This is a genomic window from Acinetobacter sp. FL (genome assembly GCF_040744925.1).
Taxonomy (GTDB): Bacteria; Pseudomonadota; Gammaproteobacteria; order Pseudomonadales; family Moraxellaceae; genus Acinetobacter; species Acinetobacter radioresistens.
The window spans coordinates 2,993,131-3,018,805 of record NZ_CP160437.1 but is presented as its reverse complement, the minus strand read 5'-3'; the positions used below and the strand labels follow the sequence as shown (position 1 = coordinate 3,018,805).

At 43.4% G+C, this 25,675-nt stretch carries 22 protein-coding genes and 1 riboswitch; of the genes, 18 read left to right on the top strand and 4 right to left on the bottom strand.

Going from position 1 to position 25,675, the window contains the following annotated elements:
* Positions 1–31 precede the first annotated feature (31 nt).
* Entirely contained in the window at positions 32–469 is a 438-nt protein-coding gene (locus tag ABZP31_RS14145; protein WP_005017798.1) for a DUF2147 domain-containing protein, read from the top strand.
* Between the two features lie 65 nt (positions 470–534).
* Here ABZP31_RS14145 and ABZP31_RS14140 read toward each other — a convergent pair whose 3' ends face one another.
* The gene (locus ABZP31_RS14140) at positions 535–891 is read right to left on the bottom strand and encodes an arsenate reductase (protein WP_248131763.1); all 357 of its coding nucleotides are present in this window, start codon (positions 889–891) and stop codon (positions 535–537) included.
* 447 nt (positions 892–1,338) lie between these two features.
* Entirely contained in the window at positions 1,339–2,160 is an 822-nt protein-coding gene (locus tag ABZP31_RS14135) for an exodeoxyribonuclease III (protein ID WP_248133769.1), read from the bottom strand.
* 39 nt (positions 2,161–2,199) lie between these two features.
* Here ABZP31_RS14135 and pyrE point away from each other — a divergent pair, with 39 nt between their 5' ends.
* Together pyrE and gshB are read left to right on the top strand one after the other, a co-directional pair.
* Positions 2,200–2,850 (top strand): orotate phosphoribosyltransferase, encoded by a 651-nt coding sequence (pyrE, locus tag ABZP31_RS14130; protein ID WP_248133768.1) that lies wholly within the window; start codon positions 2,200–2,202, stop codon positions 2,848–2,850.
* A gap of 309 nt (positions 2,851–3,159) precedes the next feature.
* Positions 3,160–4,104 carry a glutathione synthase gene (gshB, locus tag ABZP31_RS14125; protein WP_248133767.1) on the top strand — a complete coding sequence of 315 codons (945 nt, stop codon included), beginning with the start codon at positions 3,160–3,162 and terminating at the stop codon, positions 4,102–4,104.
* Between the two features lie 36 nt (positions 4,105–4,140).
* Here the strand turns inward: gshB and ABZP31_RS14120 are convergent, their stop codons facing one another.
* On the bottom strand, positions 4,141–5,337 hold the full coding sequence (locus ABZP31_RS14120; protein WP_248133766.1) for a CynX/NimT family MFS transporter: 1,197 nt from the start codon (positions 5,335–5,337) through the stop codon (positions 4,141–4,143).
* A gap of 402 nt (positions 5,338–5,739) precedes the next feature.
* Between ABZP31_RS14120 and murG the strand changes: the two genes are divergently transcribed.
* The 7 genes from murG (at position 5,740) to lpxC (ending at position 13,861) form a co-directional block, all read left to right on the top strand.
* A complete protein-coding gene (gene murG / locus ABZP31_RS14115; RefSeq protein ID WP_248121983.1) occupies positions 5,740–6,837 on the top strand; it encodes an undecaprenyldiphospho-muramoylpentapeptide beta-N-acetylglucosaminyltransferase in 1,098 nt (365 codons plus the stop codon).
* A 13-nt stretch (positions 6,838–6,850) separates the two neighbouring features.
* Complete coding sequence (gene murC, locus ABZP31_RS14110) at positions 6,851–8,299, top strand: UDP-N-acetylmuramate--L-alanine ligase (RefSeq protein WP_174498802.1); 1,449 nt, start codon at positions 6,851–6,853, stop codon at positions 8,297–8,299.
* Positions 8,300–8,351: 52 nt separating this feature from the next.
* Complete coding sequence (locus tag ABZP31_RS14105) at positions 8,352–9,287, top strand: D-alanine--D-alanine ligase (protein ID WP_248133765.1); 936 nt, start codon at positions 8,352–8,354, stop codon at positions 9,285–9,287.
* Between the two features lie 3 nt (positions 9,288–9,290).
* Positions 9,291–10,148 (top strand): cell division protein FtsQ/DivIB, encoded by an 858-nt coding sequence (locus tag ABZP31_RS14100; protein ID WP_005024040.1) that lies wholly within the window; start codon positions 9,291–9,293, stop codon positions 10,146–10,148.
* A gap of 67 nt (positions 10,149–10,215) precedes the next feature.
* Positions 10,216–11,478, top strand: a complete 1,263-nt coding sequence (ftsA, locus tag ABZP31_RS14095) for a cell division protein FtsA (RefSeq protein ID WP_005017834.1) — start codon at positions 10,216–10,218, stop codon at positions 11,476–11,478.
* Positions 11,479–11,643: 165 nt separating this feature from the next.
* Positions 11,644–12,828 (top strand): cell division protein FtsZ, encoded by a 1,185-nt coding sequence (gene ftsZ, locus ABZP31_RS14090; protein ID WP_034429207.1) that lies wholly within the window; start codon positions 11,644–11,646, stop codon positions 12,826–12,828.
* Between the two features lie 130 nt (positions 12,829–12,958).
* Complete coding sequence (gene lpxC / locus ABZP31_RS14085; RefSeq protein WP_005405195.1) at positions 12,959–13,861, top strand: UDP-3-O-acyl-N-acetylglucosamine deacetylase; 903 nt, start codon at positions 12,959–12,961, stop codon at positions 13,859–13,861.
* 98 nt (positions 13,862–13,959) lie between these two features.
* On the opposite strand, the gene ABZP31_RS14080 is transcribed toward lpxC, so the two are convergent.
* Positions 13,960–14,400 carry a DciA family protein gene (locus tag ABZP31_RS14080; RefSeq protein ID WP_248133764.1) on the bottom strand — a complete coding sequence of 147 codons (441 nt, stop codon included), beginning with the start codon at positions 14,398–14,400 and terminating at the stop codon, positions 13,960–13,962.
* A gap of 106 nt (positions 14,401–14,506) precedes the next feature.
* On the opposite strand from ABZP31_RS14080, the gene ABZP31_RS14075 reads away from it, so the two are divergent.
* From ABZP31_RS14075 to glmM, 8 genes are all read left to right on the top strand, one after another.
* Positions 14,507–15,193, top strand: coding sequence for a M23 family metallopeptidase (locus tag ABZP31_RS14075; protein WP_248133763.1), 687 nt, complete (start codon positions 14,507–14,509; stop codon positions 15,191–15,193).
* A 207-nt stretch (positions 15,194–15,400) separates the two neighbouring features.
* Entirely contained in the window at positions 15,401–18,118 is a 2,718-nt protein-coding gene (aceE, locus tag ABZP31_RS14070) for a pyruvate dehydrogenase (acetyl-transferring), homodimeric type (protein ID WP_248133762.1), read from the top strand.
* Positions 18,119–18,123: 5 nt separating this feature from the next.
* Positions 18,124–20,163 carry a 2-oxo acid dehydrogenase subunit E2 gene (locus ABZP31_RS14065; protein ID WP_248133761.1) on the top strand — a complete coding sequence of 680 codons (2,040 nt, stop codon included), beginning with the start codon at positions 18,124–18,126 and terminating at the stop codon, positions 20,161–20,163.
* 129 nt (positions 20,164–20,292) lie between these two features.
* Positions 20,293–20,450: riboswitch (yybP-ykoY riboswitch) on the top strand.
* A 90-nt stretch (positions 20,451–20,540) separates the two neighbouring features.
* Positions 20,541–21,116, top strand: a complete 576-nt coding sequence (locus tag ABZP31_RS14060; protein ID WP_248133791.1) for a TMEM165/GDT1 family protein — start codon at positions 20,541–20,543, stop codon at positions 21,114–21,116.
* A gap of 179 nt (positions 21,117–21,295) precedes the next feature.
* Positions 21,296–22,093 (top strand): MBL fold metallo-hydrolase, encoded by a 798-nt coding sequence (locus ABZP31_RS14055; protein WP_005017851.1) that lies wholly within the window; start codon positions 21,296–21,298, stop codon positions 22,091–22,093.
* A gap of 92 nt (positions 22,094–22,185) precedes the next feature.
* The gene (locus tag ABZP31_RS14050; RefSeq protein ID WP_111282584.1) at positions 22,186–22,548 is read left to right on the top strand and encodes a YkgJ family cysteine cluster protein; all 363 of its coding nucleotides are present in this window, start codon (positions 22,186–22,188) and stop codon (positions 22,546–22,548) included.
* 173 nt (positions 22,549–22,721) lie between these two features.
* Positions 22,722–24,188: an IMP dehydrogenase gene (guaB, locus tag ABZP31_RS14045; RefSeq protein WP_005017853.1), complete on the top strand. Its 1,467-nt coding sequence runs from the start codon at positions 22,722–22,724 to the stop codon at positions 24,186–24,188.
* Positions 24,189–24,328: 140 nt separating this feature from the next.
* Positions 24,329–25,675 (top strand): phosphoglucosamine mutase, encoded by a 1,347-nt coding sequence (glmM, locus tag ABZP31_RS14040; RefSeq protein ID WP_005024058.1) that lies wholly within the window; start codon positions 24,329–24,331, stop codon positions 25,673–25,675.

The following is a 25,675-nucleotide window of genomic DNA, read 5'->3' as shown; positions in this document are numbered from 1 at the left end:
CGACTAGTGCAGGACAAGGGAAGCTAGAAAAATGAAAAAAATCGCAATTGTGTTAGGACTGTTCAGCGTGACTGCTTTGGCAAATGCAGCTGATCCGCTTAATGGTACAGTATGGAAAACGATAGACGACCAGACTAATCAAGCGAAAGCCTTAGTCAAGTTTACTGAACAGAAAAATGGAACTCTGACAGCATCTATTCAGAATGTACTCACCAAAGGTGAGGAAAATGCCTGTACGAAATGTGAAGGTCCATACAAAAACAAGTCACTTAAAGGTTTAACCATTGTTCATAACCTGAAAAGTGTAGGTACCAACAAATATGATGGCGGAACCATTCTTGATCCACAGTCAGGTAAAACCTATAAACTGAAAGGTGAGCTGGCTGAAGGTGGTAAAAAACTGAAATTGCGTGGTTATATCGGTGTATCAGCTCTAGGCCGTAACCAGACTTGGGTTCGCGCTAACTAAGCTTGAGCTAAAGTCAAATTCGATAAAACTCCCGGCAAAATTGCCGGGATTTTTATATTTTAAACTTAGCTTCTCTCAGCAAGCGTTCGATAAGAAAATTCATCAAAACCTACCACATAGCCTTGTGGTGTTTTTAATACCGGACGTTTGATTAAGCTGGTATGGGTAATTAAAGTTTGAATCAGCTGCTCTTCACTCTCTAGGGCTTTCTGCTGCTCTGTTTCCGAAAGTTTTCGCCAGGTAGTTCCTTTTTTATTAAGAATTACCTCAGCTCCCATCTGCTCCAGCCATTCCTTGAGAGTCTCTTTATCTATTCCCTGTTTTTTATAGTCATGAAATTCATAGGGCAAGTTTAGTTCATTGAGCAGATCAAACGCTTTTTTCATTGAACTGCAATTTTTAATTCCATAAATTTTCAGCATATTACTATCTTTTTTAACCTTTTCGACAAGACTAAAGGTTAGCTAAAATTACTAGTATTGGCTATTCGATTGAAATTAAACTTTTATGAAAGTGACACAGGACTGTCACATGAAAGACTTAAAATAATTTAATAAAGGAGTAAGATTTAAAAATATATGAATCAAGAGGGTTTTATAAAATGAGAGTCCTAAAATAGAGAAAACCCACATTTAATCATCCTGATCATGCGGGTCTCAAGCTAACGTCCATTGTCATGTCCTTAAAAAATAAGCTAAATCATTTAGTTTATTTTCTTCATCCTACGGCTTCCGATCCTTTTCGTGTCATCCTGACCCATCCTTGTGCCGTAGCGGTATAATGCGCTTAAGCAGCTGTAATAAAAAGAAACAATAACTACAAATCATGTAGGACAAAAACTCACATTGAGTTTACATGTGTACACTATTTTAGTTTATTTTATAGTCGATTATGACTGGTGCATGATCACTAAACCATTGTTCTTTATATACCCAAGCATTAACTGTACGGTTTTTCCAGTCTGGTGAACAGGCTTGGTAATCAATTCGCCAACCTACATTTTTAGCACGGGCCTGACCACGGTTGGACCACCACGAATAAAGTTCTGCTTCTGGACGAACTTCACGGAATGTATCTACATAACCCAGTTCATTATAGATATGGTCCAGCCACGCCCGTTCATGAGGTAGACAACCGGAGGACTTCTGGTTACCTGACCAGTTTTTAATATCAATACGTTTATGTACGATATTATAATCCCCACAGATAATGATAGATTTGCCTTCCTCTCGCCACTGCTTAAGGATTTTTTGATACTCTTCTAAAAAGTAATCTTTACGTGCCTGTGCTTCATCACCAGATGAACCTGATGGTAAGTAAAGTGAACAGATATAAACCGGATAGCCGAATCCTAAATCAAATTCAGCTGTAACAAAGCGGCCTTGGCTGTCAGCCAGTTCAAAACCTAGGCCATCTTTAACTGAAATAAAAGGCAGGCGGCTATAGATCGCAGTTCCAGCATAGCCTGGACGCTCAGCTGGAAACAGATGCGTGTACCAGCCTTCTGGTTTAAATTTATCGGTCCACTGCGCATGGGTAATCCGGCTCTCCTGCATGCAAATTACATCAGCATTAGACTGTTCCAACCATTCCAGCAGGCCTTTAGTCACTGAGGAACGTAAACCGTTTACGTTAATTGAAACCACACGTAGAATTTTTTGATCACCTGGATAGCTACTCTTTGGTATCATGCGCAAGTCTTACCTCAATCTAAAAATTTGGAGCACCTCATGACAACGCCTGTGCAATTTAACCCGCAAGCTTTCATCGAACTTGCCTTATCACGTGGTGTGCTTAAATTTGGTGAGTTTACTTTAAAATCAGGCCGTGTGAGTCCTTATTTTTTTAACGCAGGTTTACTTAATGATGGCGAAGCATTGTCATTACTGGCAGCAGGTTATGCTGACAAGCTGACAGAATGCAATCAGGTAGAAGTAATTTTCGGGCCAGCCTATAAAGGGATTCCATTTGTGGCCGCTACAGCTGTGGCTTTGTCACAAAATCATGGTGTAAGTGTGCCATGGGGCTTTAACCGTAAAGAAGCCAAGGATCATGGCGAAGGTGGAGTACTGGTAGGTGCTTCAGTACAAGGAAAAAAAGTCTGGATTATTGATGACGTGATTACTGCTGGCACAGCCATCCGTGAAGTAGTAACTATCCTTAAAAATGCGGGTGCATCAATTGCCGGCGTACTGGTTGCTCTTGATCGCCAAGAAAAAGGTCAGGGTGAACTCTCTGCAATTCAGGAAGTGCAGAAGGAGCTGGAGATTCCTGTACATGCACTGATTACGATGAAAGACTTGATGAATTATCTAAAAACGAAGGGCGATAAGGTGGCACTTTCAAAAATGGAAGCCTATCGAATGAAATATGGGATCTGATATTCAGTCGAAAAGTTTAAGTCTTTTAAAGCCCTATTTATAATAGGGCTTTATTCTTCTATTCAATCAAATAAAGTTATAACTCCTGACCAGTTTGAGTTCTTTATTCCGTTTTGATCACCTGGAAAAATTAGCCCATATAGAGGAACTAAAAATAATTAATAATATTAAGGTCTGACAGGGTTTTATATACTGACCCTTTTTATAAAGATATTTAACATGAAATAAAAGCTTTACTAAAATTGAGAAAAAAGCACAGTTAATCTCCGCTATACTTTTCTGGATTAAAAATTGATAGAGCAAAGACAGATGCGCGTACTTGTTGTGATGGATCCTATTGAAAATGTAAATCTGAAAAAGGACTCAACCATGGCTATGCTATGGGCAGCCAGCCGTCGTGGCCATGAACTCGGTTATGCATTACAGCAAGACTTATACATTGATCAGGGTAAAGCTTGGGGCCTGATTTCTCCTTTAAAGGTATTTGAAGACTATAATCATTACTACGAGTTAGGCGAAAAACAAAAAGAATCAATCGCAGCCTATGATGTGGTATTGATGCGTAAAGATCCGCCATTTGACATGAACTTCATCTATACAACTTATATTTTGGAGCAGGCAGAGCGGGAAGGTGCACGTATTGTCAATAAACCGCAGAGCCTGCGCGACTGTAACGAAAAACTGTTTGCAACTCAGTTTCCAGAATTGCAGGTGCCAACCCTGGTGACCTCACAGCAACAGCTGATTCGTGAATTTATTGCAGAACATCAGGATGTGATTGTCAAACCACTTGATGGTATGGGCGGCGCTGGAATTTTCCGCTTAAGTGCGACAGGAGCCAATATTGGTTCCACACTAGAAATGCTGACTCAACTCGGACAACAGCCAATTATGGCACAGCGTTATATTCCGGAAATTGTTGATGGTGATAAACGTATTTTAATGATCAATGGAGAGCCTGTACCATACTGCTTGGCGCGTATTCCACAAAATGGTGAAGTACGCGGTAATCTGGCAGCAGGCGGTTTGGGCGAGGCCCGTCCCTTAACTGAAAATGATAAAGTAATTGCAGCTAAAGTTGGACCTTACCTGAGGGAGAAGGGCCTGATCTTTGTAGGCCTTGACGTTATTGGTAATTATGTGACTGAAATTAACGTTACCAGTCCAACCTGTATTCGCGAAATTGATAACCAGTTTGGTACTTCAATTGCGGATGATCTGTTTGAAGTTCTGGAAAACAGCCCCTCAGCTTAAAACTGGAAATATAAAGAAGCCCAGATCTGGGCTTCTTTATATTCTATAGGGATAGCGCTGAAATAATTTTATGGTCAAGATCAGACCAAGCACAGAGAGAATCGTACTGACCCAAGCAATCATGCTCCAGAGCTGAGTATAAGAAATTAAGGCTGCAGTCAGTGGGGGAATAGTAAGTTGTGCAAAAGCAGAGACTTGCAGGACTAACCCGATACTGGCTGCTGTGGCATTTGGCTGTGGTGCATAATGCAGACTAATGGCAGAAATAGTAGTGGGAATAAAACCTCCCAATATTGAAAATACCATGATAGCTAGATATTTCAGACCAAAAGACAAATTAAAATAAGTAGAGAAAGCCAGCCAGCACATCATGACCATAAGTATAAAACCTGTGCTAATGAGCCGTACAGGTGCCAGACCACGATGCAATAAAATACCGGAAGTAAACGTACCTAAAATATTAGAAACTGAAACAAGAGCAGTTAGTGTTCCGGCAACTTTTAGACTAATCTGCTCATCAAGATACAATGTCGGTAAAAAGCCAATTACTGTCAGCCATTGGCTGGTATAACAGGCAAAAATAAGAGCCAAGATCAGTACAGGCGGATGACTTAAGGTTGTTTTCAAAAGCTTAATGAATAAAGGAGGGGAGCTATTTTGTATTTTGTTGATAGGCGGTAACTGTAGGTACGCGACAGCCGCCAGCAACAGGCAAGATAAGCCAAGCATATTCCAGATCTGCTGCCAGCTCCAGAACTCTAACAAGAGTGGTATAAACAGCAGGGCGAGACGCACACCTAATCCCAGATAGGATCCCCATAGCCCCATTTTCAGGTTAAGTGATTCAGGCGTACTCAGCTGTTTAAGCAAAGTTGGAGCACATAAAGTGATAAAAAGGAAGCCAACACCTTCAATAAAACGGAAAATAAACAGGCTATAAAGATCGTTAATCCATAAACTGCCCATGCTGGCACAGCCTAGAATGACTAAACCCAATATAAGACATCTTTTTAAACCAAAATATTGTGAAAGCTCGCCCAAGCTTAGAGCAAAACACATACCAGCTGCTTGTACCAGTGAAAGTGCTAAACCTGCCTGAGTTAAACTCAGGCCAATTTCCTGCTGTAGAATGGGTAAACCCGCAGATAGTTTACCTACGTGAATAGCGGCTAGGTAACCTGCGAAAATGATGCAAAAATTAGTCTTTAAAGAAGCTGGAGCCACGTTTTTCATCCATGAAAATATTGGATTTTTTGAATATTAAGAGAATTTTTTTATAGTTTATAATGAGATTTTATAAAAAAATTAGAATTTTTGCATAATATGATAATTTTTATTAATCTTGTATTTGAGTCAGTAAAGCTCTTATACAAAACTTTACTCAAGAGAAAAATCATAATAAAGAACGAGAAGGGATATTTTTATCTTTAATTAAATTAAACTCTCGATAATTATACGAATTTATATAGGGTTAATAATAAAACTAGTTTAAACTTTAAAATTCCAAGAAAAAAACGATGATATGCTTGGTGAAAAAAAGTAAATAAACTTTTCGAAGCTTAAACTTTGTGATTACAATTAGCGGTCAAAAAACTGGTTCCCAGTCGAATTATTTTAGTATTGAAGAATTAAGCCGTGTCTGACTCACAACAACGTATATCCAAACATGTCATGATTATGGCTGCCGGCACAGGCGGCCATGTTTTTCCTGCGCTTGCTGTTGCCAAACAATTACAATCAGAAGGTGTTCAGGTTTCATGGTTGGCAACTCCTCAGGGTATGGAGAACCGCCTGCTTCAAGATCAGAAAATTCCAATTTACCAGATTGATATTCAGGGTATACGTGGTAATGGCATACTTCGTAAACTTATGGCGCCCTTTAAAATTTTAAAGGCAACTTTTAGTGCTATGCGTTATATGAAGCAGCTAAAAATTGATGCGGTGGCTGGTTTTGGTGGATATGTTGCAGGACCTGGTGGCTTGGCTGCTCGTTTATTGGGTATACCTGTCATTATTCATGAACAGAATGCCGTAGCCGGTTTTACCAATATGCAGCTTTCTCGTATTGCAAAAATAGTCTGTCAGGCATTTCCAGAAACTTTTCCGCCACAGTCCAAAGTGGTCACAACCGGTAATCCGGTTCGTAAAGAAATTGCTGAAATTCTAAATCCAAAATGGCGCTATGATCAGCGTGCAGCTGCACAGGCACCGCTAAATATTTTAATTGTGGGAGGTTCCTTGGGTGCACAAGCATTAAATGAGCGAGTCCCTGCCGTATTAAAACAGTTTGATATGCCTTTAAAGGTATTTCATCAGTGTGGACAAAAACAGCTGGAATTTACCCAGTCTGCCTATCAGGGAGCACCAGCAAGTTTGCAAATTGAAGTACAGCCGTTCATTACCGATATGGCCAAAGCTTATAGTGATGCTGACTTAATTATTTGTCGTGCTGGCGCACTTACTGTTACTGAAGTCGCAACTGCTGGGGTGGCTGCCATATTTGTACCTTTACCTATCGCTGTAGATGACCATCAGACTGCCAATGCCCGGTTTCTAGCAGATTTGGGTGCTGCCAAAATCTGTCAGCAAGCCGTCATGAGCCCTGAATATTTAAAAGAACTTTTAACGCCCTTACTTAACCGCCAGTTACTGACTGAAATGGCAGTCAAAGCGCGGCAACAGGCACAACCGAATGCAACTCAGCACGTGGTTGATTTAATTAAAAAATTGTAATATAGAGTTTATTATGTCTCCTTCTATTCCTGCTGAACAAGTTAAAGAATTAATTAAAATTCCTGAAATGCGCCGTATCAAGCAAATTCATTTTGTCGGAATTGGTGGGGCAGGTATGTGTGGTATTGCTGAAGTACTTAAAAATCAGGGTTACTGCGTTTCAGGTTCAGATATTAAGGCCTCGAAGACCACAGCTCAGCTCGAAGAAAATGGTATTAAAGTATTTATTGGCCATGCGGCTGATAATATTAAAAATGCCAGTGTACTGGTAGTGTCTACCGCAATTGATCCTGAGAATCCGGAAGTCAAAGCCGCGATCGAACAGCGTATTCCAGTGGTACGCCGTGCCGAGATGCTGGGCGAGCTGATGCGTTACCGTCATGGCATTGCAGTAGCAGGGACTCATGGTAAAACCACAACTACCAGTCTCCTGACCTGTATGCTGGCAGAAGAAGGCATGGATCCTACTTATGTTATTGGCGGCTTGCTGAACCGTACTGGTGTAAATGCTGCATTAGGAGCAAGTCGTTATATCGTAGCTGAAGCCGATGAGTCAGATGCATCCTTTTTACATCTTGAGCCAATGGCAGCTATCGTAACCAATATCGATGCTGACCATATGGATACTTATGGCGGTAGTTTTGATGTACTGAAAGATACCTTTATCCAGTTCCTTCACAAGCTGCCATTTTACGGCTTGGCAGTTGTATGCGGTGATGATGCCAATATTCGTGAAATCATGCCGCGGATCGCGCGTCCATTATTAACTTATGGCTTCAATCCAGACAATGACATTCGCGCTGTCGATGTTGAACAGGATGGCATGCGCAGTCACTTTACGGTATTACGTAAAGATCGTGAGCCATTACGCCTGACGATTAACCAGCCCGGCCTGCATAATGTATTAAATGCACTGGCAGCTATTGGTGTTGCAACAGATGAAGGTGTATCCGATGCGGCAATTGGCCGTGCACTGGAAGGTTTCAGTGGCGTGGGGCGCCGTTTCCAGGTTCAGGGTGAGTTTGGGCTGGAACAGGGTACAGTCAAGCTGGTCGATGACTATGGACATCATCCGAAAGAGGTAGAAGCTACCATCAAGGCTGCACGGCAGAGCCACCCTGACCGTCGACTGGTTATGATGTTCCAGCCTCACCGCTTCAGCCGTACCCGAGACTGTTTTGATGACTTTGTCGATGTACTTTCACAGGTTGACCAGTTACTGTTACTTGAAGTTTACCCTGCTGGTGAAAAGCCGATAGTGGGTGCGGACAGCCGATCGCTAGCACGCAGCATCCGTCTGCGTGGCGAGGTTGAACCAATCCTGATCGATCCGGTCCAAGGCAATCTGCAGAATGTTATACAAAAAGTGTTACAACCGAATGACTTGTTATTAACCCAAGGTGCAGGTAACGTGGGGGCTATTTCACTTGAACTCGCTCATCACCAGCTCTATCTGAAATAGGACTTTTGGGTCATTTAAAAAATATTAGTGATAAAACTTTAAGGATATCAACGTGTCAAATGCTTTAAAATTCGGCAAAGTTGCAGTATTGCTTGGCGGGAAATCAGCAGAGCGAGAAGTTTCGTTAGATAGTGGTCGTGCTGTGCTTGAAGCATTGATACGTTCAGGGGTGGAAGCTGAGGCCTTTGATCCACAAGAACGTTGTGTCACTGAACTGGTGAATTATGACCGCGCTTTTATTGTATTGCATGGTCGTGGCGGTGAAGATGGACAGATTCAGGGTGTACTGGAGTGGTTAGATATTCCATATACCGGCACAGGGGTACAAGGTTCTGCGATTGGTATGGACAAGATCAAAACCAAGCAGGTCTGGCAGGGCAGTGAACTGCCGACAGCCCCACACCGTATTGTGAACAAAGATGCCGATGCTGATGAGGTAATTACCAGTCTTGGTTTGCCATTCATCATTAAACCGGTACATGAAGGTTCAAGTATTGGCATGAGTAAGGTAGAAAAACCTGAAGACTTTGCTGAAGCTTTGGCCAAGGCCACTGAACATGATGCTGTAGTCATGGCAGAAAAATGGATCAATGGCCGTGAGTTCACGATCGTATTGCTAAATGGCCAGGCCCTGCCAGTTATCCGTCTGGAGCCGCCAAAAGATGTCGCGTTTTATGATTATGAAGCTAAATATAATCGTAATGATGTGCAATATGGTATTCCTTGCGGCTTAAGTGAAGCTGAAGAGAAGATGCTTCAGGAGCTGGCCTTGCGTGCATTTCAGGCAGTGGGCTGTAAAGGCTGGGGCCGTATTGATGCCATGCAGGATGAACAGGGTAATTTCTGGCTGCTTGAAGTCAATACTGTACCAGGCATGACCAGCCATTCACTGGTTCCTAAAGCAGCCAAGGCTGTGGGTTATGATTTTGACCAGCTTTGTGTCACGATTTTGGAGCAAACACTGCAATATCATGGAGTAGACCAGTAAGCCATGGCTCAGCTTCCGACTTCTATGCGCCGTAAACCGCGGGCAGCAATTACTTCTATTCATGAAAAACCACCAACCCGGAAGGAAAAGCTTACTAATCTGGGTGGGTGGCTGATGCTGGTAATTGCCTGCTTGGTGCTGGTTATAGGAGTTTATGGTTTATACCGGGTTATGACAGATGCTACTGTAGCTGAACTTCAGGTAGTTGGAGCACGCTCCGATGCTGAACAGCAGCAGCTGGTCAAACATCTGGACCCGGTAATTCAGGCTAACTATTTTACCTCTGATCTGGAACAGATCCGGGACGAAGCCTTGGAAATATCTTGGGTAGATAGAGTCGTCGTATCACGTGCATGGCCAAATGCCATCCGGGTACGTGTTATGCCACGTCACGCAATTGCCCGTTGGGGAACAGGACGACTGCTTAGTGACAGTGGGGATATTTTTACTGAGGCGGTGTATAGCAGTCATCAGCAATTGCCCTTACTTCATGGTCCGGCCAGTCAGTCCAAGGTGATGATGCGCCGTTACAATGAGATCAATCAATTATTTCGACCAGTCAATTTGCGTTTAAAAGAACTTTATTTAACAGAACGTATGACTTGGTTTATGCAATTTGATTCTGGACTTCGTATTATCGTGGACCAAGATCAGACTATGAGTAAACTGCAACGTTTGAGTCATCTGGCACAAACTGACTTAAAACCAGTGTGGAACAAAATCTCGGCAATTGACCTGCGTTATCGTAATGGCCTGGCTATTCAGTGGAAAAGTGCAGCACCACCTAAAATCATAAATAGTCAGTTTGTTGTAACGATTGATGACACAAGCATTGCAGGCGGAATAAGGGCAAAGCCATAATACGTGGCTTTATAAGATTGAGGCATTGGGCCAAATATAAACAACGAACATAAAATGGTAGTGAGTAATGAGTGAAGCTGTTCCCTCGGTTGTTGCGATTGATATTGGGACGCACAAAGTTTCAGTTTTAATTGGTAAGGTCCATGCTCCGGATAATATTCAGGTCATTGGTATGGCGAGTGCTCGCAACCGGGGTATGAATAAAGGAAAAATTGTCAGTCTCGATAAAGTCATTGCCGCAATAAAAAATGCTGTCGCAGAAGCAGAAAATATGGCGGAATGCCGTATCCACTCGGCTTGGGTGTCTATACCGAGTACAGAATTAAAAAGTTTCTATGCTGCTGGCCGTACCCCTGTTACCAATCCGGAACGTATTATCAGCACCAATGAAGTGGTGCGTGCGCTGGAACTAGCCAAGGCAAGCCATGTAACAGCAGACTACTATCTGGCCAGTGCTGTACCATTAGGTTTTGAACTGGATGACACGCCAGAATGGGTACAAAATCCGATTAACATGTCAGCACAGAGTATGACCGGACATTATCAGCTAATGATGATGCCAATCAGCACTATGCAAAATCTTGACCGGGCCATGAAAGGTGCAAATATTGGGGTCGAGAAGATGGTGGTATCTTCTTTGGCAACATCGGAAGGCAGCCTGTTGAAAGATGAAAAAGAATATGGCGTCTGTCTGGTCGATATAGGCGCAGGTACCACCAATCTGGCAGTCTATCTTGACGGTCATTTAGCACTGGTTCATACCTTGCAGCGAGGAGGGGAGCATGTTACCCGGGATATTGCTGCTGTGCTACAAACAACGACTGAAGAAGCCGAGCGTATTAAAATATTACATGGTTGTGTTGATTTACATGCAGTAAAGCCTGATCATATGATTCAGGTACAAGGGATTGATGGTCCGCAAACGATTAGTCGCATTGAACTTGCAGAAATTATTATTGCACGCTATGAAGAAATTTTTTCTAAAATTCGAGAAGAACTAGAACGAAGTGGTGCAATTCATGGCTTGTATCATGGTGTCGTGCTTACAGGGGACGCATGCCAGATCGAAGGCATGGTAAATCTGGCGCGCCGTATGCTAGGTGTATCCGCCCATTTAGGTAATCCACCTTTACAGGTGTATGCAGAAGAACAGCATCAGGCTTCTTTGCGTCGCTCCATGTATGCCACTGCTTCAGGCTTACTACTTTTTAGCCAAAGTGAAATGCAGGCGACCGTTGATGAGCCGGAAGAAACAGAGAAACGCCCATTCTGGAGTCGGGTTGCCAATGGATGGACTAACCTGAATAGCAAACTAAAATCGATCTTCTAGGATGTATGGGTTTTTTGGGAATATTGTTAGGAAGTTGTAAGTGAAAAGCCGTGTACTTGACAAGGTGAGCATTGCACAGCATTCTAAAAAATATTTTTTACAGATCAAGGCAGTATACGGGCTAAAGTGACTGCCACAATTTAATTAGGAAATCTAAAGGTCATGTTGTCCTCATTTGAACTAATAGAAGATGAACCAAGCGATAGCAACGGTCAGGCCCGTTTCACTGTATTTGGTGTAGGCGGTGGTGGCGGTAATGCTGTACAGCATATGGTGCAGTCCGATATCAAAGGTGTAAAGTTTGTCTGTGCTAATACCGACAAACAAGCTCTCGACCGGATGAACGCTCCATTTAAAATCCAGCTTGGCGAACAAAGTACACGTGGTCTTGGCGCAGGTGCTAATCCGGAAGTAGGACAGATTGCCGCTGAAGAAAGTCGCGAAGTAATCCGTCAGCATCTTGAAGGTGCTGATATGGTTTTTGTGACTGCTGGAATGGGCGGGGGAACAGGTACAGGGGCCGCACCTGTGGTTGCTGAAATTGCTAAAGAGATGGGGATTTTAACCGTCGGTGTAGTGACCACGCCTTTTAACTTTGAAGGCCGTCGTCGTCAGCGTTCTGCAGAAAAGGGTATTGATGCGCTTGAAGCTCATGTCGATTCCCTGATTATCATTCCAAACCAGCGCCTGCTCAGTGTGTTTGGTGATATTTCCATGCAGGATGCATACAAAAAAGCAGACGATGTACTGCTTAATGCAGTACGTTCAATCTTTGATCTGGTTGTACGTCCAGGGCATATTAACCTTGACTTTGCTGACTTGAAAACTGCAATGAGTACCCGTGGCTATGCCATGATGGGTGAAGGACGTAGCAGTGGACAGGATCGTGCCGAGAACGCAGCCCGTCTGGCTATTCGTAGTCCGTTACTTGATAATGTTAATATCATGAATGCCAAAGGTGTTCTAATTAATATTACAGGTGGTGCTGACGTAACTTTACGTGAAACCGAGATTATTACAGATGTCGTTAACCAGATCGTGGATCTGGATGATGGTGAGGTATTCTTTGGTACGGTATTTGATCCAGATGCGCGTGATGAAATTCGTGTTACAGTCATTGCCACCGGTTTGACCCGTAATGCTGCTGATGCCGTTGAGCCAAAACGCCAGGCCCAGTCAGCTCAAGCACGCACTCAGGCTACCCCCCATGTTTCTGTTGAAGAAGATGATGTGCCTGCTATCAGCAAGCGTCAGGCTGTAGAAGCTCCAGCAGCCTCTACACCAAGCTCTACGCCGCGTTCCTCACCAATGAGTATTCAGGATTACCTGAAAAACCAGCAACGCAAGTAAAAATGCAGCTAGTTTGAACAAAAGCTGATGTCTTTACAAAAGGTAGTGGTCAAACACTACCTTTTTGTTTTTTATCAATGGCTAAATATGCTAACGTATAGCGGTTTTTTAGGTGGAAGACAAAAAGCGAATGTTGAAACAGCGTACCCTCAAACGTATGGTCAAAGCCAGTGGCATTGGACTGCATAGCGGTCAGAAAGTCATGATTAACTTTGTTCCGCATACAATTGATGGCGGCATCATATTTCGTCGTATTGATCTAAACCCTCCTGTTGATATTCCTGCTGATGCCTTACTCATCCAGGAAGCATTTATGTGTTCTAACCTGGTGCAGGAAAATGCCAAGGTTGGAACCATTGAGCATGTCATGAGTGCAATTGCCGGCTTGGGAATTGATAACCTGATTGTGGAGGTTTCAGCCTCTGAAGTGCCAATTATGGATGGTAGTGCAGGTCCATTTATTTATTTACTCATGCAAGGTGAGCTGGTTGAACAAAATGCACCCAAGAAGTTTATTAAAATTTTAAAGCCGGTTGAAGCCCTGATTGATGACAAACAGGCTATTTTTACTCCCCATCATGGCTTTCAGTTAAATTTTACAATTGATTTTGATCATCCTGCATTTGCTAAAGAATACCAATCTGCCACGATTGACTTCTCTACTGAAACTTTCGTATATGAAGTTAGTGAAGCCCGAACTTTTGGGTTTATGAAAGATCTGGATTATCTAAAAGCAAATAATCTGGCGCTAGGAGCCAGTCTTGAAAATGCAATTGGTGTAGATGATACCGGCGTAGTGAACGAAGAGGGGCTACGTTTCTCAGATGAGTTTGTACGCCATAAAATCTTGGATGCAGTAGGTGACCTATATCTGCTCGGGCACCAGATTATTGCTAAATTCGATGGCTATAAGTCTGGCCATGCTTTAAATAATCAGCTGCTACGCAATGTGCAGAGTGATCCCAGTAATTATGAAATTGTAACATTTAATGACATTGAGGACTGTCCAATTTCTTATGTAAGTCTTTCATAAGTCATTGTCTTTATATGGTTATGTTATAATATAACATCTAAAAATGTGAAATAATTCTCTAAATATCTTCTCTAAAGTAATTGTATATTGCTGCCATGTTACTTTTTATTGCTTGCCAAACGTAGCAAGGCTTGGCTAAGCTTGGGGTCGCTCACAAAGCCAGCAGCATTTCGTAACATTTCCTGTGTTTCTGGTGCAAGTGATTGAGAAGATGCAGTTCTGACAGGAATATCAGGTTGTCTAGACCTGAGATAAGGCCGGATCTGTTTCAGATCTTTCAGTTCAGCATGTTGAGCTAACTTAGAAATATATTGCTTTTGCAGGTAGCCGAGCTGACTAATCAAGGCTTGATTTTCACCAGTTACCGTCAAAATGCCGTATTCATAACACACGACTTGCCATTGTTCCGGTTGGGGTAATAGCGGTTGAATTAGTTTCGTAAGTTTCTGCCATTTAGCAACTTGCGCTTTAAGAAACGTTAAGTTTCCTGTTTTTAGGTGTTTTCTTGTCTGTTGAAAGACGTTGAAAGGTTCTGACATACATATTTTCCACATAGTAATGTCTTAATCTTATGCGCTTGTTTCAGCTGATATCAAGGAAGAGATCACAAGGAACCTTGAGTAAGAACAGTTAAATGAGGTTTTTATGCACACGCGTCGTATTTTACTAGCGTTTTCACTCGCCGCATCAGCTGCATCAGTTGCATTTGCAGATCTGGTTGAATTAAACGGTACCACATCATCACCAGATCGTCTTGAAGAACTTACCCGCACTTTAGCTCAAGGTTCATATTCTCAGCCGGATGATATTAATATTCCAGCAAACACGAATGTCAGCATTACTCTTCGTGAGAAAACTGTTGAGTTGAATAATGAATCTTTAGCAAAAAAGTACGGAACTAAAGCGACCCCATCTTACAACTCCAGTAATCCTTATTCATGGCTAGTCAGCCATCCCCTACCTGATATGAAACGCGTCAGTTCTAACTACGGTGGCCGTGTTATGGGTGGCCGGGCTGAAAATCATTCAGGTCTGGATCTATCTGCACCTAGTGGTACTCCAATCTATGCAACTGGTCCAGGTATTGTGACCAAATCAGGCTGGGGTACAGGCTATGGCCAGTATGTAGAAATTAATCATGGTAATGGTTATTTAACTCGCTATGCCCATACTTCACGTTTGGTCGCCCGTGTAGGTGACCGTGTTGAAGCAGGTGAACATATTGCAAATGTTGGCTGTACCGGCCGCTGTACCGGCCCGCACCTTCATTATGAAGTAGTCAAAGATGGCCAGCGTAAGAATCCTTCAACTTACCTTGCTATGCTGCCGTAAAATTATAGTATCACCACTTTTAATATGAATTGTATAAAAAATCGCCTATATTGGCGATTTTTTGTTATTCTGAGTAATAAAACGTCACTTGGTATTTATCTTATGAATAATTCTCCATGATGGCATTCACCTGCGGCGATACCTGCTCTACACGAAAACATGATACATATAGGGGATAAGACAGGAAGATTAAGAGAAAGGTGAGTTATGGCGTTTTACGGTGATACCGACGCACAGGAAACACAAGAATGGCAAGATGCTTTTGATTCAGTACTACAGCATATGGGTACAGAACGGGCAGCATTTCTGCTTGAAAAATTGTATCAGCGCGCGATAGCTAAACATGTTCCTATTCAGCGTCTCAATACGCCATATCTCAATACAATTTCAGTAGATGAACAGCCTGCTATGCCAGGCGATCAGGATATGGAGCGAAGAATTCGCGCCCTGATTCGCTGGAATGCCTTGGCAATGGTGTTACGTGCTAACAAGACTGGTGATGATCTTGGTGGCCACTTGGCAAGTTTTGCATCTAGTGCCACCCTGTATGATGTAGGTTTTAACCATTTTTTCCGTGCTGCTAGTGATAATTTCGGCGGTGATATGATCTATTATCAAGGTCATTGTGCACCGGGCATTTACGCACGTTCATTTCTGGAAGGCCGACTTACTGAAGAGCAGCTCGGCAATTTTCGCCGTGAAGTAGGCGGAAATGGTTTACCAAGCTATCCACATCCTTATCTGATGCCAGATTACTGGCAATTCCCGACAGTATCTATGGGCTTGGGACCAATCATGTCAATTTATCAGGCCCATATTCAGAAATATCTGATGAACCGTGGCCTGATTAAAGAAGAAGACCGGAAAATCTGGGCATACCTGGGTGATGGCGAGATGGACGAGCCAGAGAGTCTGGGTGCGATCTCATTGGCAGGTCGCGAAAAGCTCGATAACCTGATTTGGGTGGTGAACTGTAACCTGCAGCGTCTGGATGGCCCGGTGCGTGGTAATGGTAAAATTATCCAAGAATTAGAATCACTGTTCCGTGGGGCAGGCTGGCGAGTAATTAAGGTAGTGTGGGGTCGCCACTGGGACCCGTTACTGGCCAAAGATACCTCTGGTGCATTAAAAGCTGCAATGGAAGAAGCAGTAGATGGTGACTATCAGCGCTATCAGGTTAAAGGTGGAGCCTATACGCGTGCTCACTTCTTCGGTAAATATCCGGAAGCTGAAGAGCTGGTAAAGAATTTAAGCGATGAAGATATTGATAATCTGAATCGTGGCGGTCATGACCCGTACAAGGTCTTTGCTGCCTATGCTGAGGCAACCAAAGCCAAAGGTCAGCCGACAGTTATTTTAGCTAAAACAGTAAAAGGTTATGGACTGTCTGAAGAGATTGAAGCGGTAAACAAGACGCATCAGATCAAGAAAATGCAGCTTGAGTCACTGAAATATGTTCGTAACCGCTTCAATCTGCCATTTAATGATGAACAGCTTGAAGAACTGCCATTCTATCGTCCGAGTGAAAATTCTCCCGAGCTAAAATATCTTAAGGCACGGCGCGAAGCTCTAGGGGGTTATCTACCGGCACGACGCAAAGAAAGCTATGCTCTGGATATTCCAGAACTGTCAGTTTTTGATGGCGTTCTACGTGGCAGTAATGGTAAACAGCAATCTACTACCATGGTAATGGTACGCCTGATCTCAGCATTGCTTAAAGAAAAAGCAATTAAAGATCATGTTGTTCCGATCGTACCGGATGAGGCACGTACTTTTGGCCTAGAAGGCATGTTCCGGCAGTTAGGTATCTATGCTGCACATGGTCAGCAGTATACGCCAGAAGATAATGAACAGCTCATGAATTACCGTGAAGCCAAAGATGGGCATATGCTTCAGGAAGGTATCAACGAAGCTGGAGCCATGAGTGCTTGGGCTGCACTGGGAAGTAGCTATTCAACCAATAATTTGCCGATGATTCCGATGTACATGTATTACTCCATGTTCGGTTTCCAGCGTATCGGTGATATTGCCTGGGCTGCAGGAGATGCGCAGGCTCAAGGTTTCTTGCTGGGTGCAACTGCAGGTCGCACTACCCTGAATGGTGAAGGTTTGCAGCATCAGGATGGTCATTCACATATTCTGGCCAGTACCATTCCAAACTGTGTTTCATATGACCCTTGCTTTGGTTATGAGCTGGCTGTTGTGGTACATGATGGTTTGCAACGCATGTATGTAAATCAGGAACGTGTGTTCTATTACCTGACACTCATGAATGAAAACTATGAACATCCACCAATGCCACAGGGTGTAGAAGAGGGCATCAAACGCGGGATGTACCTGCTTGAAGAAGAAGATAAAGCCACTGTCCAGTTGCTGGGTTCAGGCGTCATTCTGCGTGAAGTGATCAAGGCTGCTAAAATTCTGCGTGAGGAATATCAGGTTCATGCCAATGTCTGGAGCGTCACCAGCTTCAATGAACTGGCACGTGATGGAATGGCATGTGAAGAATATAACCGCCTGCATCCAGTAAATGAACAAACCCGAGAATCTTGGGTTTCTCAGCAGCTGCGTGGTACAGATGGTATCGTGGTTGCAGCAACGGATCACATGCGTACTTATAGTGAACAGATCCGCGCTTATCTGCCAGATAACCGGCCTTACGTTACATTAGGTACAGATGGCTATGGCCGTTCTGATACCCGCGCCAATCTTCGCAGTTATTTTGGTGTAGATGCAGCTCATATCGTGGTTGCTACTCTGAAAAAACTGGCAGATGAAGGTGAAGTTGAAAACCGTCTGGTTAAAGATGCTATTTCCAGTTTTGAGCTGGAAACAGACCGTCCGGTAGCCTGGGCACCTCAAGCTCATCCGGAAGTCCAGACAGTTGCAGAATATCAAGAACCAGTATCAGGTGAGGAGAACTAAGCCCTATGCAAATCAAGACACCTGATATCGGCGTAGATCAAGCGAATGTTGCAGAAATTCTGGTCAGAGTAGGCGACCATATTGAAGTAGATGACAGCATTGTCGTGTTGGAATCCGATAAAGCAACGGTTGAAGTGCCTGCCACTTCAGCCGGAGTAGTTAAAAGTATCCTGGTCAATCAGGGCGATGACGTGACTGAAGGCACAGCATTGATTGAACTTGAAGCAGAAGGTACATCTGGTGGCGTTACTGAAGCTCAAGAAGCCGATGCAGCACAGAAAACTTCAGAAAATACTCCAACTGAATTACCTGACCGGGAAATTCAGCAGGAAATTTCATCCCATCAGCCAAACTCTTCGACCCAAGCTGCTCAACCGTCTGAATCTGAATCATCTTCAGCTGCTACGGTTGAAGTTAAGTTGCCTGATATTGGGGTAGAGAAAGCACTGGTGGGTGAGCTGCTGGTTCAGGTAGGTGATGATATTCAGGTTGACCAGAGCATTGCAGTAGTTGAGTCAGACAAAGCCACCGTAGAAGTACCAAGTACTGTAGCAGGCAAAGTACAAAGTATTACCGTCAAAGAAGGTGATAGCATTAAAGAAGGTGTGGTGCTGATTACTGTACGGACCGCTGAAGGTTCGGCCGAACCTGTATCAGAGAAGCCTTCCGTCCAGTCTGCTACAGAAAAATCTGCATCTCAACAGCAGGCTGCTACATCAGTTGAAAATAGTAGTAGTGCTGAAAGTACAGAAATTGAAGTCACTGTACCGGACCTTGGGGTAGATAAAGCCACAGTCACTGAAATTTTAGTTAAAGTCGGTGACCGTGTAGAGGCTCAGCAAAGCTTGTGTGTGGTTGAGTCAGACAAAGCTTCAGTTGAGATTCCAAGTTCTGCTGCCGGCATCATTAAGGCGTTACATGTAGAGTTAAACCAGGTCGTTAAACAGGGACTATTACTGGCTGTAGTAGAGACAGAGAGATCATCTGAACCGGTTAAAACTAAACAGGCTGCAGCGGTTAAAGAGCCGGATGCTGCAACGCAACAGACTGTAGCTAAGCCGCAAAATGATACTGGTACTTTATCAGCTCCAAAGCAGGGCACTGATAAGTTAAGTAAAGAACAGCAACTTGAAAATGCCAAGGTTTATGCTGGGCCTGCAGTACGGAAGCTGGCTCGTGAACTGGGCGTAGTATTAGCACAGGTTAAGGCATCGGGTCCGCATGAACGTGTAATGAAGGAAGACGTTTTTGCATATGTCAAAACTCGTCTGACTGAAGTGCAAAAACCTGCAAGCTCAACTCCAGCACCTGTGGTTTCAGGTTTGCCAGCTTTGCCAGATTTTACTGCTTTTGGTGGCGGTGAACTGAAAACCATGACACGTTTGCAGCAGGTGTCTGTTCCACAGCTTTCACTCAACAATTATATTCCTCAGGTAACCCAGTTTGATCTGGCTGATATTACCGAACTTGAGGCATGGCGTGGTGAATTGAAAGCTAACTTTAAAAAAGAAGGCATCAGTCTGACTATCTTGGCCTTTATCGCCAAGGCGGTTGCTCACCTGTTAAAAGAAGAGCCTTATTTTGCAGGTCATCTGGCTGATGATCAGAAAGCAGTAATGCTGCGTCATGAAATTCATATGGGTATTGCGGTAGCTACGCCAGATGGGTTGACTGTACCGGTACTACGTAATCCTGACCGGAAATCTATCCGTCAGATTGCACAAGAACTGGGGGAGCTGAGCCAGAAGGCGCGTGATAAAAAGCTGTCTCCAAAAGACCTGCAAGGTGCCAACTTTACCATTACCAGTCTGGGTTCAATCGGTGGTACGGCATTTACGCCGCTGGTTAACTGGCCACAAGTGGCAATTCTGGGAATTTCTCCGGCAACCATGCAACCAGTGTGGAATGGTGAGTCTTTTGATCCGCGCCTGATGTTGCCATTATCATTGTCTTATGATCATCGGGTCATTAATGGTGCTGATGCAGCACGTTTTACCAATAAGCTGACCAAACTGTTAAAGGATATACGCAGTTTATTGCTGTAATCTCCTTATCTAGATAAAAAGCCCTGCAATTGCGGGGCTTTTTATCAGCCCGATTAAAAAATATTAATGTATAAATCCGGGTTTAAAATAAAAGGGGTTTGAAAATTTGGCTGGCTCGTTTTACACTAGGCCTACTTCATTGGGGAGTAGCCGCTATTTACGTTCCAGTAAATAGGTGATGGTCAACATAATTGTTCAACAGAACATGGTCATCATAGCCAAAGAACCCGAGCTTTAATTCTTTTGTTGGCAAGACCTTTGATTTATCTTTCTGCTTGATTATGGCTGGCGGGAGAGATAAGTCATGGGACTACGCTAGCCAGAGAATAATCATGCCAGATTTTTTCACCTCCTTAATCTCTAATATGCCAAGTAGTATGGCGGCTTTTTCTGTATCAACAGCGATTGTTGCTTTGGCTGAAATGGGCGATAAAACTCAGCTTTTGGCCCTTTTGTTGGCTGCGCGTTTCCGTAAGCCTTTACCTGTTATTTTGGCCATTCTCGCTGCTACGCTGATTAATCACGGGCTTTCCGCAGTATTAGGGCAATTTATTACCCGTATGGTTGACCCGACTGTAATGATGTGGATTCTGGCAGCAGGTTTTATTGGCATGGCAATCTGGATGCTGATTCCTGACGAGCTGGATGATGAAACTGAAAATATTAATAAATGGCAGCGCTACGGAGTATTTGGTGCCACATTTGTATTATTCTTCTTGGCAGAAATTGGTGATAAAACCCAGATCGCTACAGTTGCCTTGGCAGCTCGTTTTGACAGTATTTTCTGGGTAACAGCCGGCACCACGCTAGGTATGCTTCTGGCTAATGTACCTGCAGTGTTTATTGGCGATAAGCTGGCACACAAGCTGCCCATAGCTCTAATTCACAAGATTAGTGCCTTTATCTTCTTGGCGATTGGTATCTTTACTATTGTGCAGCATTACTTTTTCTAAGCCAACTTTATGACAGCCCGGCAGATACCGGTCGGGCTGTATTTTATATTTTGAGCCTACTTAAAAAACTGCCTGAGCAGTACAAACTAAATTTTTTATTTTATTGTAAGTTTTAATGAATCCCATTATTTTAATAAGGAATTAAAAATTTAACTTGTTAAGTCAATTTGGGGTAGGGGATGAGTTTAGATCGCACCACATCACAGGTGCTGTTTGATAACGGCACACATAAATGCATCAGTTTTACCAGTCTGGTTAAAGGTGAAGGTGTACAGGCCAATCAGTTTCTGATTATTGATCATGAGCGGGCGGCGGTTCTCGACCCTGGTGGCGACTTAACATATATTCCCCTGACCATGGAATTAAACCGTTACACCCGGCTGGCCAATCTTGATTATGTAATGGCTTCACACCAAGATCCGGATATTATTACTTCCATGCCACGCTGGCTGGTTTATACCGATGCCAAGGTGGTTGCATCAAAACTCTGGGCACGCTTCTTACCCCATCTGAACTCAGCCTTCATGAGTGACCGCATGAAAGGTAACTGGCTGGACCGTCTGGTTGAGCTCCCAGATCAGGGGCAGAGTATTGCGCTGGGACATGCTGCGATACTGGCTATTCCGGCTCACTTTTTACATTCAGTGGGTAATTTTCAGTTCTACGATCCGGTTTCTAAAATTTTATTTTCAGGTGATATGGGTGCTTCTATGGTAGAGAATGCCAGTCAGCCACTTGAAGACTTTGAAGCTCATATTCCTAAAATGAAAGCTTTTCACCAGCGCTATATGTGTGCAAATAAGGTTATCCGTTTATGGGTGAATATGGTTCGTAAAATGGATATTGAAATGATTGTGCCACAGCATGGCAGTGCATTTATTGGCAAGGAAAAAGTGAAACAGTTTCTGGACTGGATTGAGACACTCCAGTGTGGCGTTGATCTGATGGATGAGCGTATTTTTCACTGCCCGGTTTAAAATATTAAAAAATACTTGAGTAGAAAAACAACATTTTCTAAGATTCTGCTATTGGAAATAGCCAATATCTAGACTAACGAGAATATAAGAAAATGTTGTCTCAAGTAACTTATGAAAATGCCTGTTTAAGCTGTGGTGCCTGCTGTGCCTATTACCGGGTATCATTTTATTGGGCAGAAGGCGAACAGATTCCTGAACATCTGGTAGAGCCAATTACACCAGTTTACTCATGCATGAAAGGGACTAACCAGACCCAGCCACGTTGTCAGGCACTAGAAGGAACGCCAGGAGAACAGGTTAGCTGTAGTATTTACAGTATGCGAAGTTCAAGCTGCCAGGAAGTTCAGGCTGGTGACAGTCAGTGTAATAAAGCGCGAAGCGCGCATGGGATGATTCCGCTGATTAATATTGAACCTCAGGTAATCAATGATGAAAGCTACGATCAGGTTAGCTAAGCATAAATAAAAATAAAACGAGTAGGTAGATAAAACTATGGGCAAAAATGCTTCTGCGAAGATACTGATTTCTCTGGTCTGAAATCGCTGAAATAAAAATTCTCTGGGAGAAAAATGAAATTTGAGGAGAAATTTGTTTATAATAGCTCACGGAAATTACCAGTGAGACTGTTATGCTGACCATCGTTCAAGAAGCGTTAACCTTCGATGATGTCTTGTTACTCCCTGCCTACTCTACTGTTCTCCCAAAAGATGTCTCCTTAAAGACACGTTTGACCCGCGGTATTCAACTTAATATTCCTCTTGTTTCAGCAGCTATGGATACTGTAACCGAGTCACGTATGGCAATTGCCATGGCTCAGAACGGCGGTATCGGTATTCTGCATAAGAATATGGATATTGCACTTCAGGCTGCAGAAGTCCGCCGTGTCAAAAAATTTGAAGCCGGTATGGTTAAAGACCCGATTACAGTTACCCCTGAAACCACTGTACGTGAACTGATTGCGATTACGCAAGCCAATAATATCAGTGGTGTACCTGTGGTTAAAGATGGCCAGGTGGTCGGCATTGTTACTGGCCGTGATACCCGTTTTGAAACTAATCTTGAACAGCCTGTCAGCAATATTATGACGCCACAAGAGCGCTTGGTGACTGTGCGGGAAGGCGAGTCTAAAGAAAATATTCAGGCCTTACTGCAACAGCACCGTATTGAAAAAGTACTGGTCGTGGACGAGCAGCATGCGCTTAAGGGGCTGATTACGGTAACGGATTTCCGTAAAGCTGAACTTTATCCAAATAGCTGTAAAGATGACCTTGGCCGATTGCGTGTTGGTGCAGCAGTAGGAACTGGTGCCGAAACACCAAGCCGTGTTGAAGCCTTGGTTGAGGCAGGTGTAGATGTCATTGTGGTCGATACTGCTCATGGTCACTCAGCCGGTGTAATTGAACGTGTCCGCTGGGTCAAGAATAACTATCCGCAGGTTCAAGTCATTGGTGGAAATATTGCCACAGGTGATGCTGCGCTGGCGTTACTTGATGCCGGTGCAGATGCAGTTAAGGTAGGTATTGGACCAGGTTCAATTTGTACCACCCGTATTGTTGCCGGTATTGGTATGCCGCAGATCTCTGCAATTGACAGTGTGGCCAGTGCACTTAAAGAACAGATACCACTGATTGCAGATGGCGGTATCCGTTTCTCGGGTGACATGGCCAAAGCAATTGGTGCAGGTGCCAGTACGATTATGGTCGGTTCATTGCTAGCAGGAACTGAAGAAGCACCAGGTGAGGTTGAATTCTTTCAGGGACGTTATTATAAGGCCTATCGTGGCATGGGTTCATTAGGAGCAATGGCTGGAGCGACTGGGTCTGCAGACCGTTACTTCCAGGACTCTAAAGCGGGTGCCGAGAAATTGGTTCCAGAAGGTATTGAAGGCCGTGTACCATATAAAGGCCCGATGGGTAATATTGTGCACCAGATGATGGGCGGTTTACGTTCATCCATGGGTTATACCGGATCTGCGACAATTGATGATCTTCGCCAAAATGCTAAATTTGTAAAAATTACGGCAGCAGGTATGTCTGAGTCTCATGTACATGATGTCACGATTACTAAAGAAGCACCTAACTACCGTGTAGGTTAAATCATGATTGGGCTATTTTTGACCTGATCCTTATAGAAAAAGCCGTCAGTTTTATGACGGCTTTTTTGTTTTGGTGTAAAGTAAATCCAATTTGCAACAGCTTGGTTAAATAACCATAAACTATAAGAAGTGAGTAAAATATGAGCTATTTTGGAACCGATGGTATCCGTGGTAAATTTGGTGAACTCCCAATCACCCCTGAATTTGCCTTAAAACTTGGTTTCGCTGCAGGTAAGGTACTCAAAAGAATCAATCCTTCTGATAAAACATTAGTCGTACTAGGTAAAGATACCCGTTTGTCCGGGTATATTTTAGAGTCAGCCTTACAGGCTGGTCTTAACGCTGCTGGCGTTTATGTACATTTACTTGGGCCTTTACCGACTCCCGCAATTGCCCATTTGACACGAGCTTTACATGCCCATGCCGGGATTGTCATTTCTGCTTCGCATAATCCTTATTTTGATAATGGTATTAAATTCTTTTCCAGTCAGGGTAAAAAATTGCCAGACGAGCTTCAAGAAGCAATTAATGCGGAACTGGAAAAAGAAATTCGTATTGAGGATACAGCTAATCTGGGTAAGAGTGTCCGGGTAAAAGATGCAGCTGGCCGTTATATTGAATTCTGTAAATCCACCTTTCCTTACCATCATGATCTCCGTGGCCTGAAAATTGTAGTAGATTGTGCCAATGGAGCAGCCTATAACGTAGGTCCTGCTGTTTTTCGCGAATTAGGGGCAAAAGTTATTGCTCTATATAATGAACCAGACGGCCTAAACATTAACGAGCAATGTGGTTCAACTCATCCGGAAAACCTGCAAAAAGCAGTAATACAGTCACATGCCGACCTTGGTATTGCATTTGATGGCGATGCTGATCGGGTCGTTATGGTAGATAAAGCCGGTAACCTGATTGATGGTGACCATATTCTGTATATTCTTGCGACACAAACCAGCCAGAAACCTGCAGGTATTGCCGGTACCCTGATGAGTAACCTGTCACTGGAACTGGCATTAAAAAAAGCCGGTGTCGATTTTGTTCGGGCCAAAGTCGGTGATCGCTATGTATTGCAGGCACTGGAAGAGAATGGCTGGATGACTGGCGGTGAACCTTCTGGACATATTCTTACCTTGGACAAGAGTACAACAGGAGACGCTATTATTGCTGCACTTCAGGTATTAACTGTCATGGTTGAGCAGGGTAAGGCTCTGGATGAACTGGTTGCAGACTTTGAGCTTTTTCCACAAGAGCTCATTAATATTCGTTTAGAAAAAATGATTGATCCTTATTCGATTCCTGCATTGGTTGCTGAATTTGAAAAAGCTGAAGCACAGCTTGAAGGGAGAGGACGGCTTTTAATAAGAAAATCAGGTACTGAACCAGTCATCCGTGTCATGGTAGAGGGTGAAAATGAGCAGGAAGTAAAAGCACTGGCTCAACATCTGGCCAATGCCGTAAAAAATCAGGCAGATGTACTTGTGGAGGGCTAA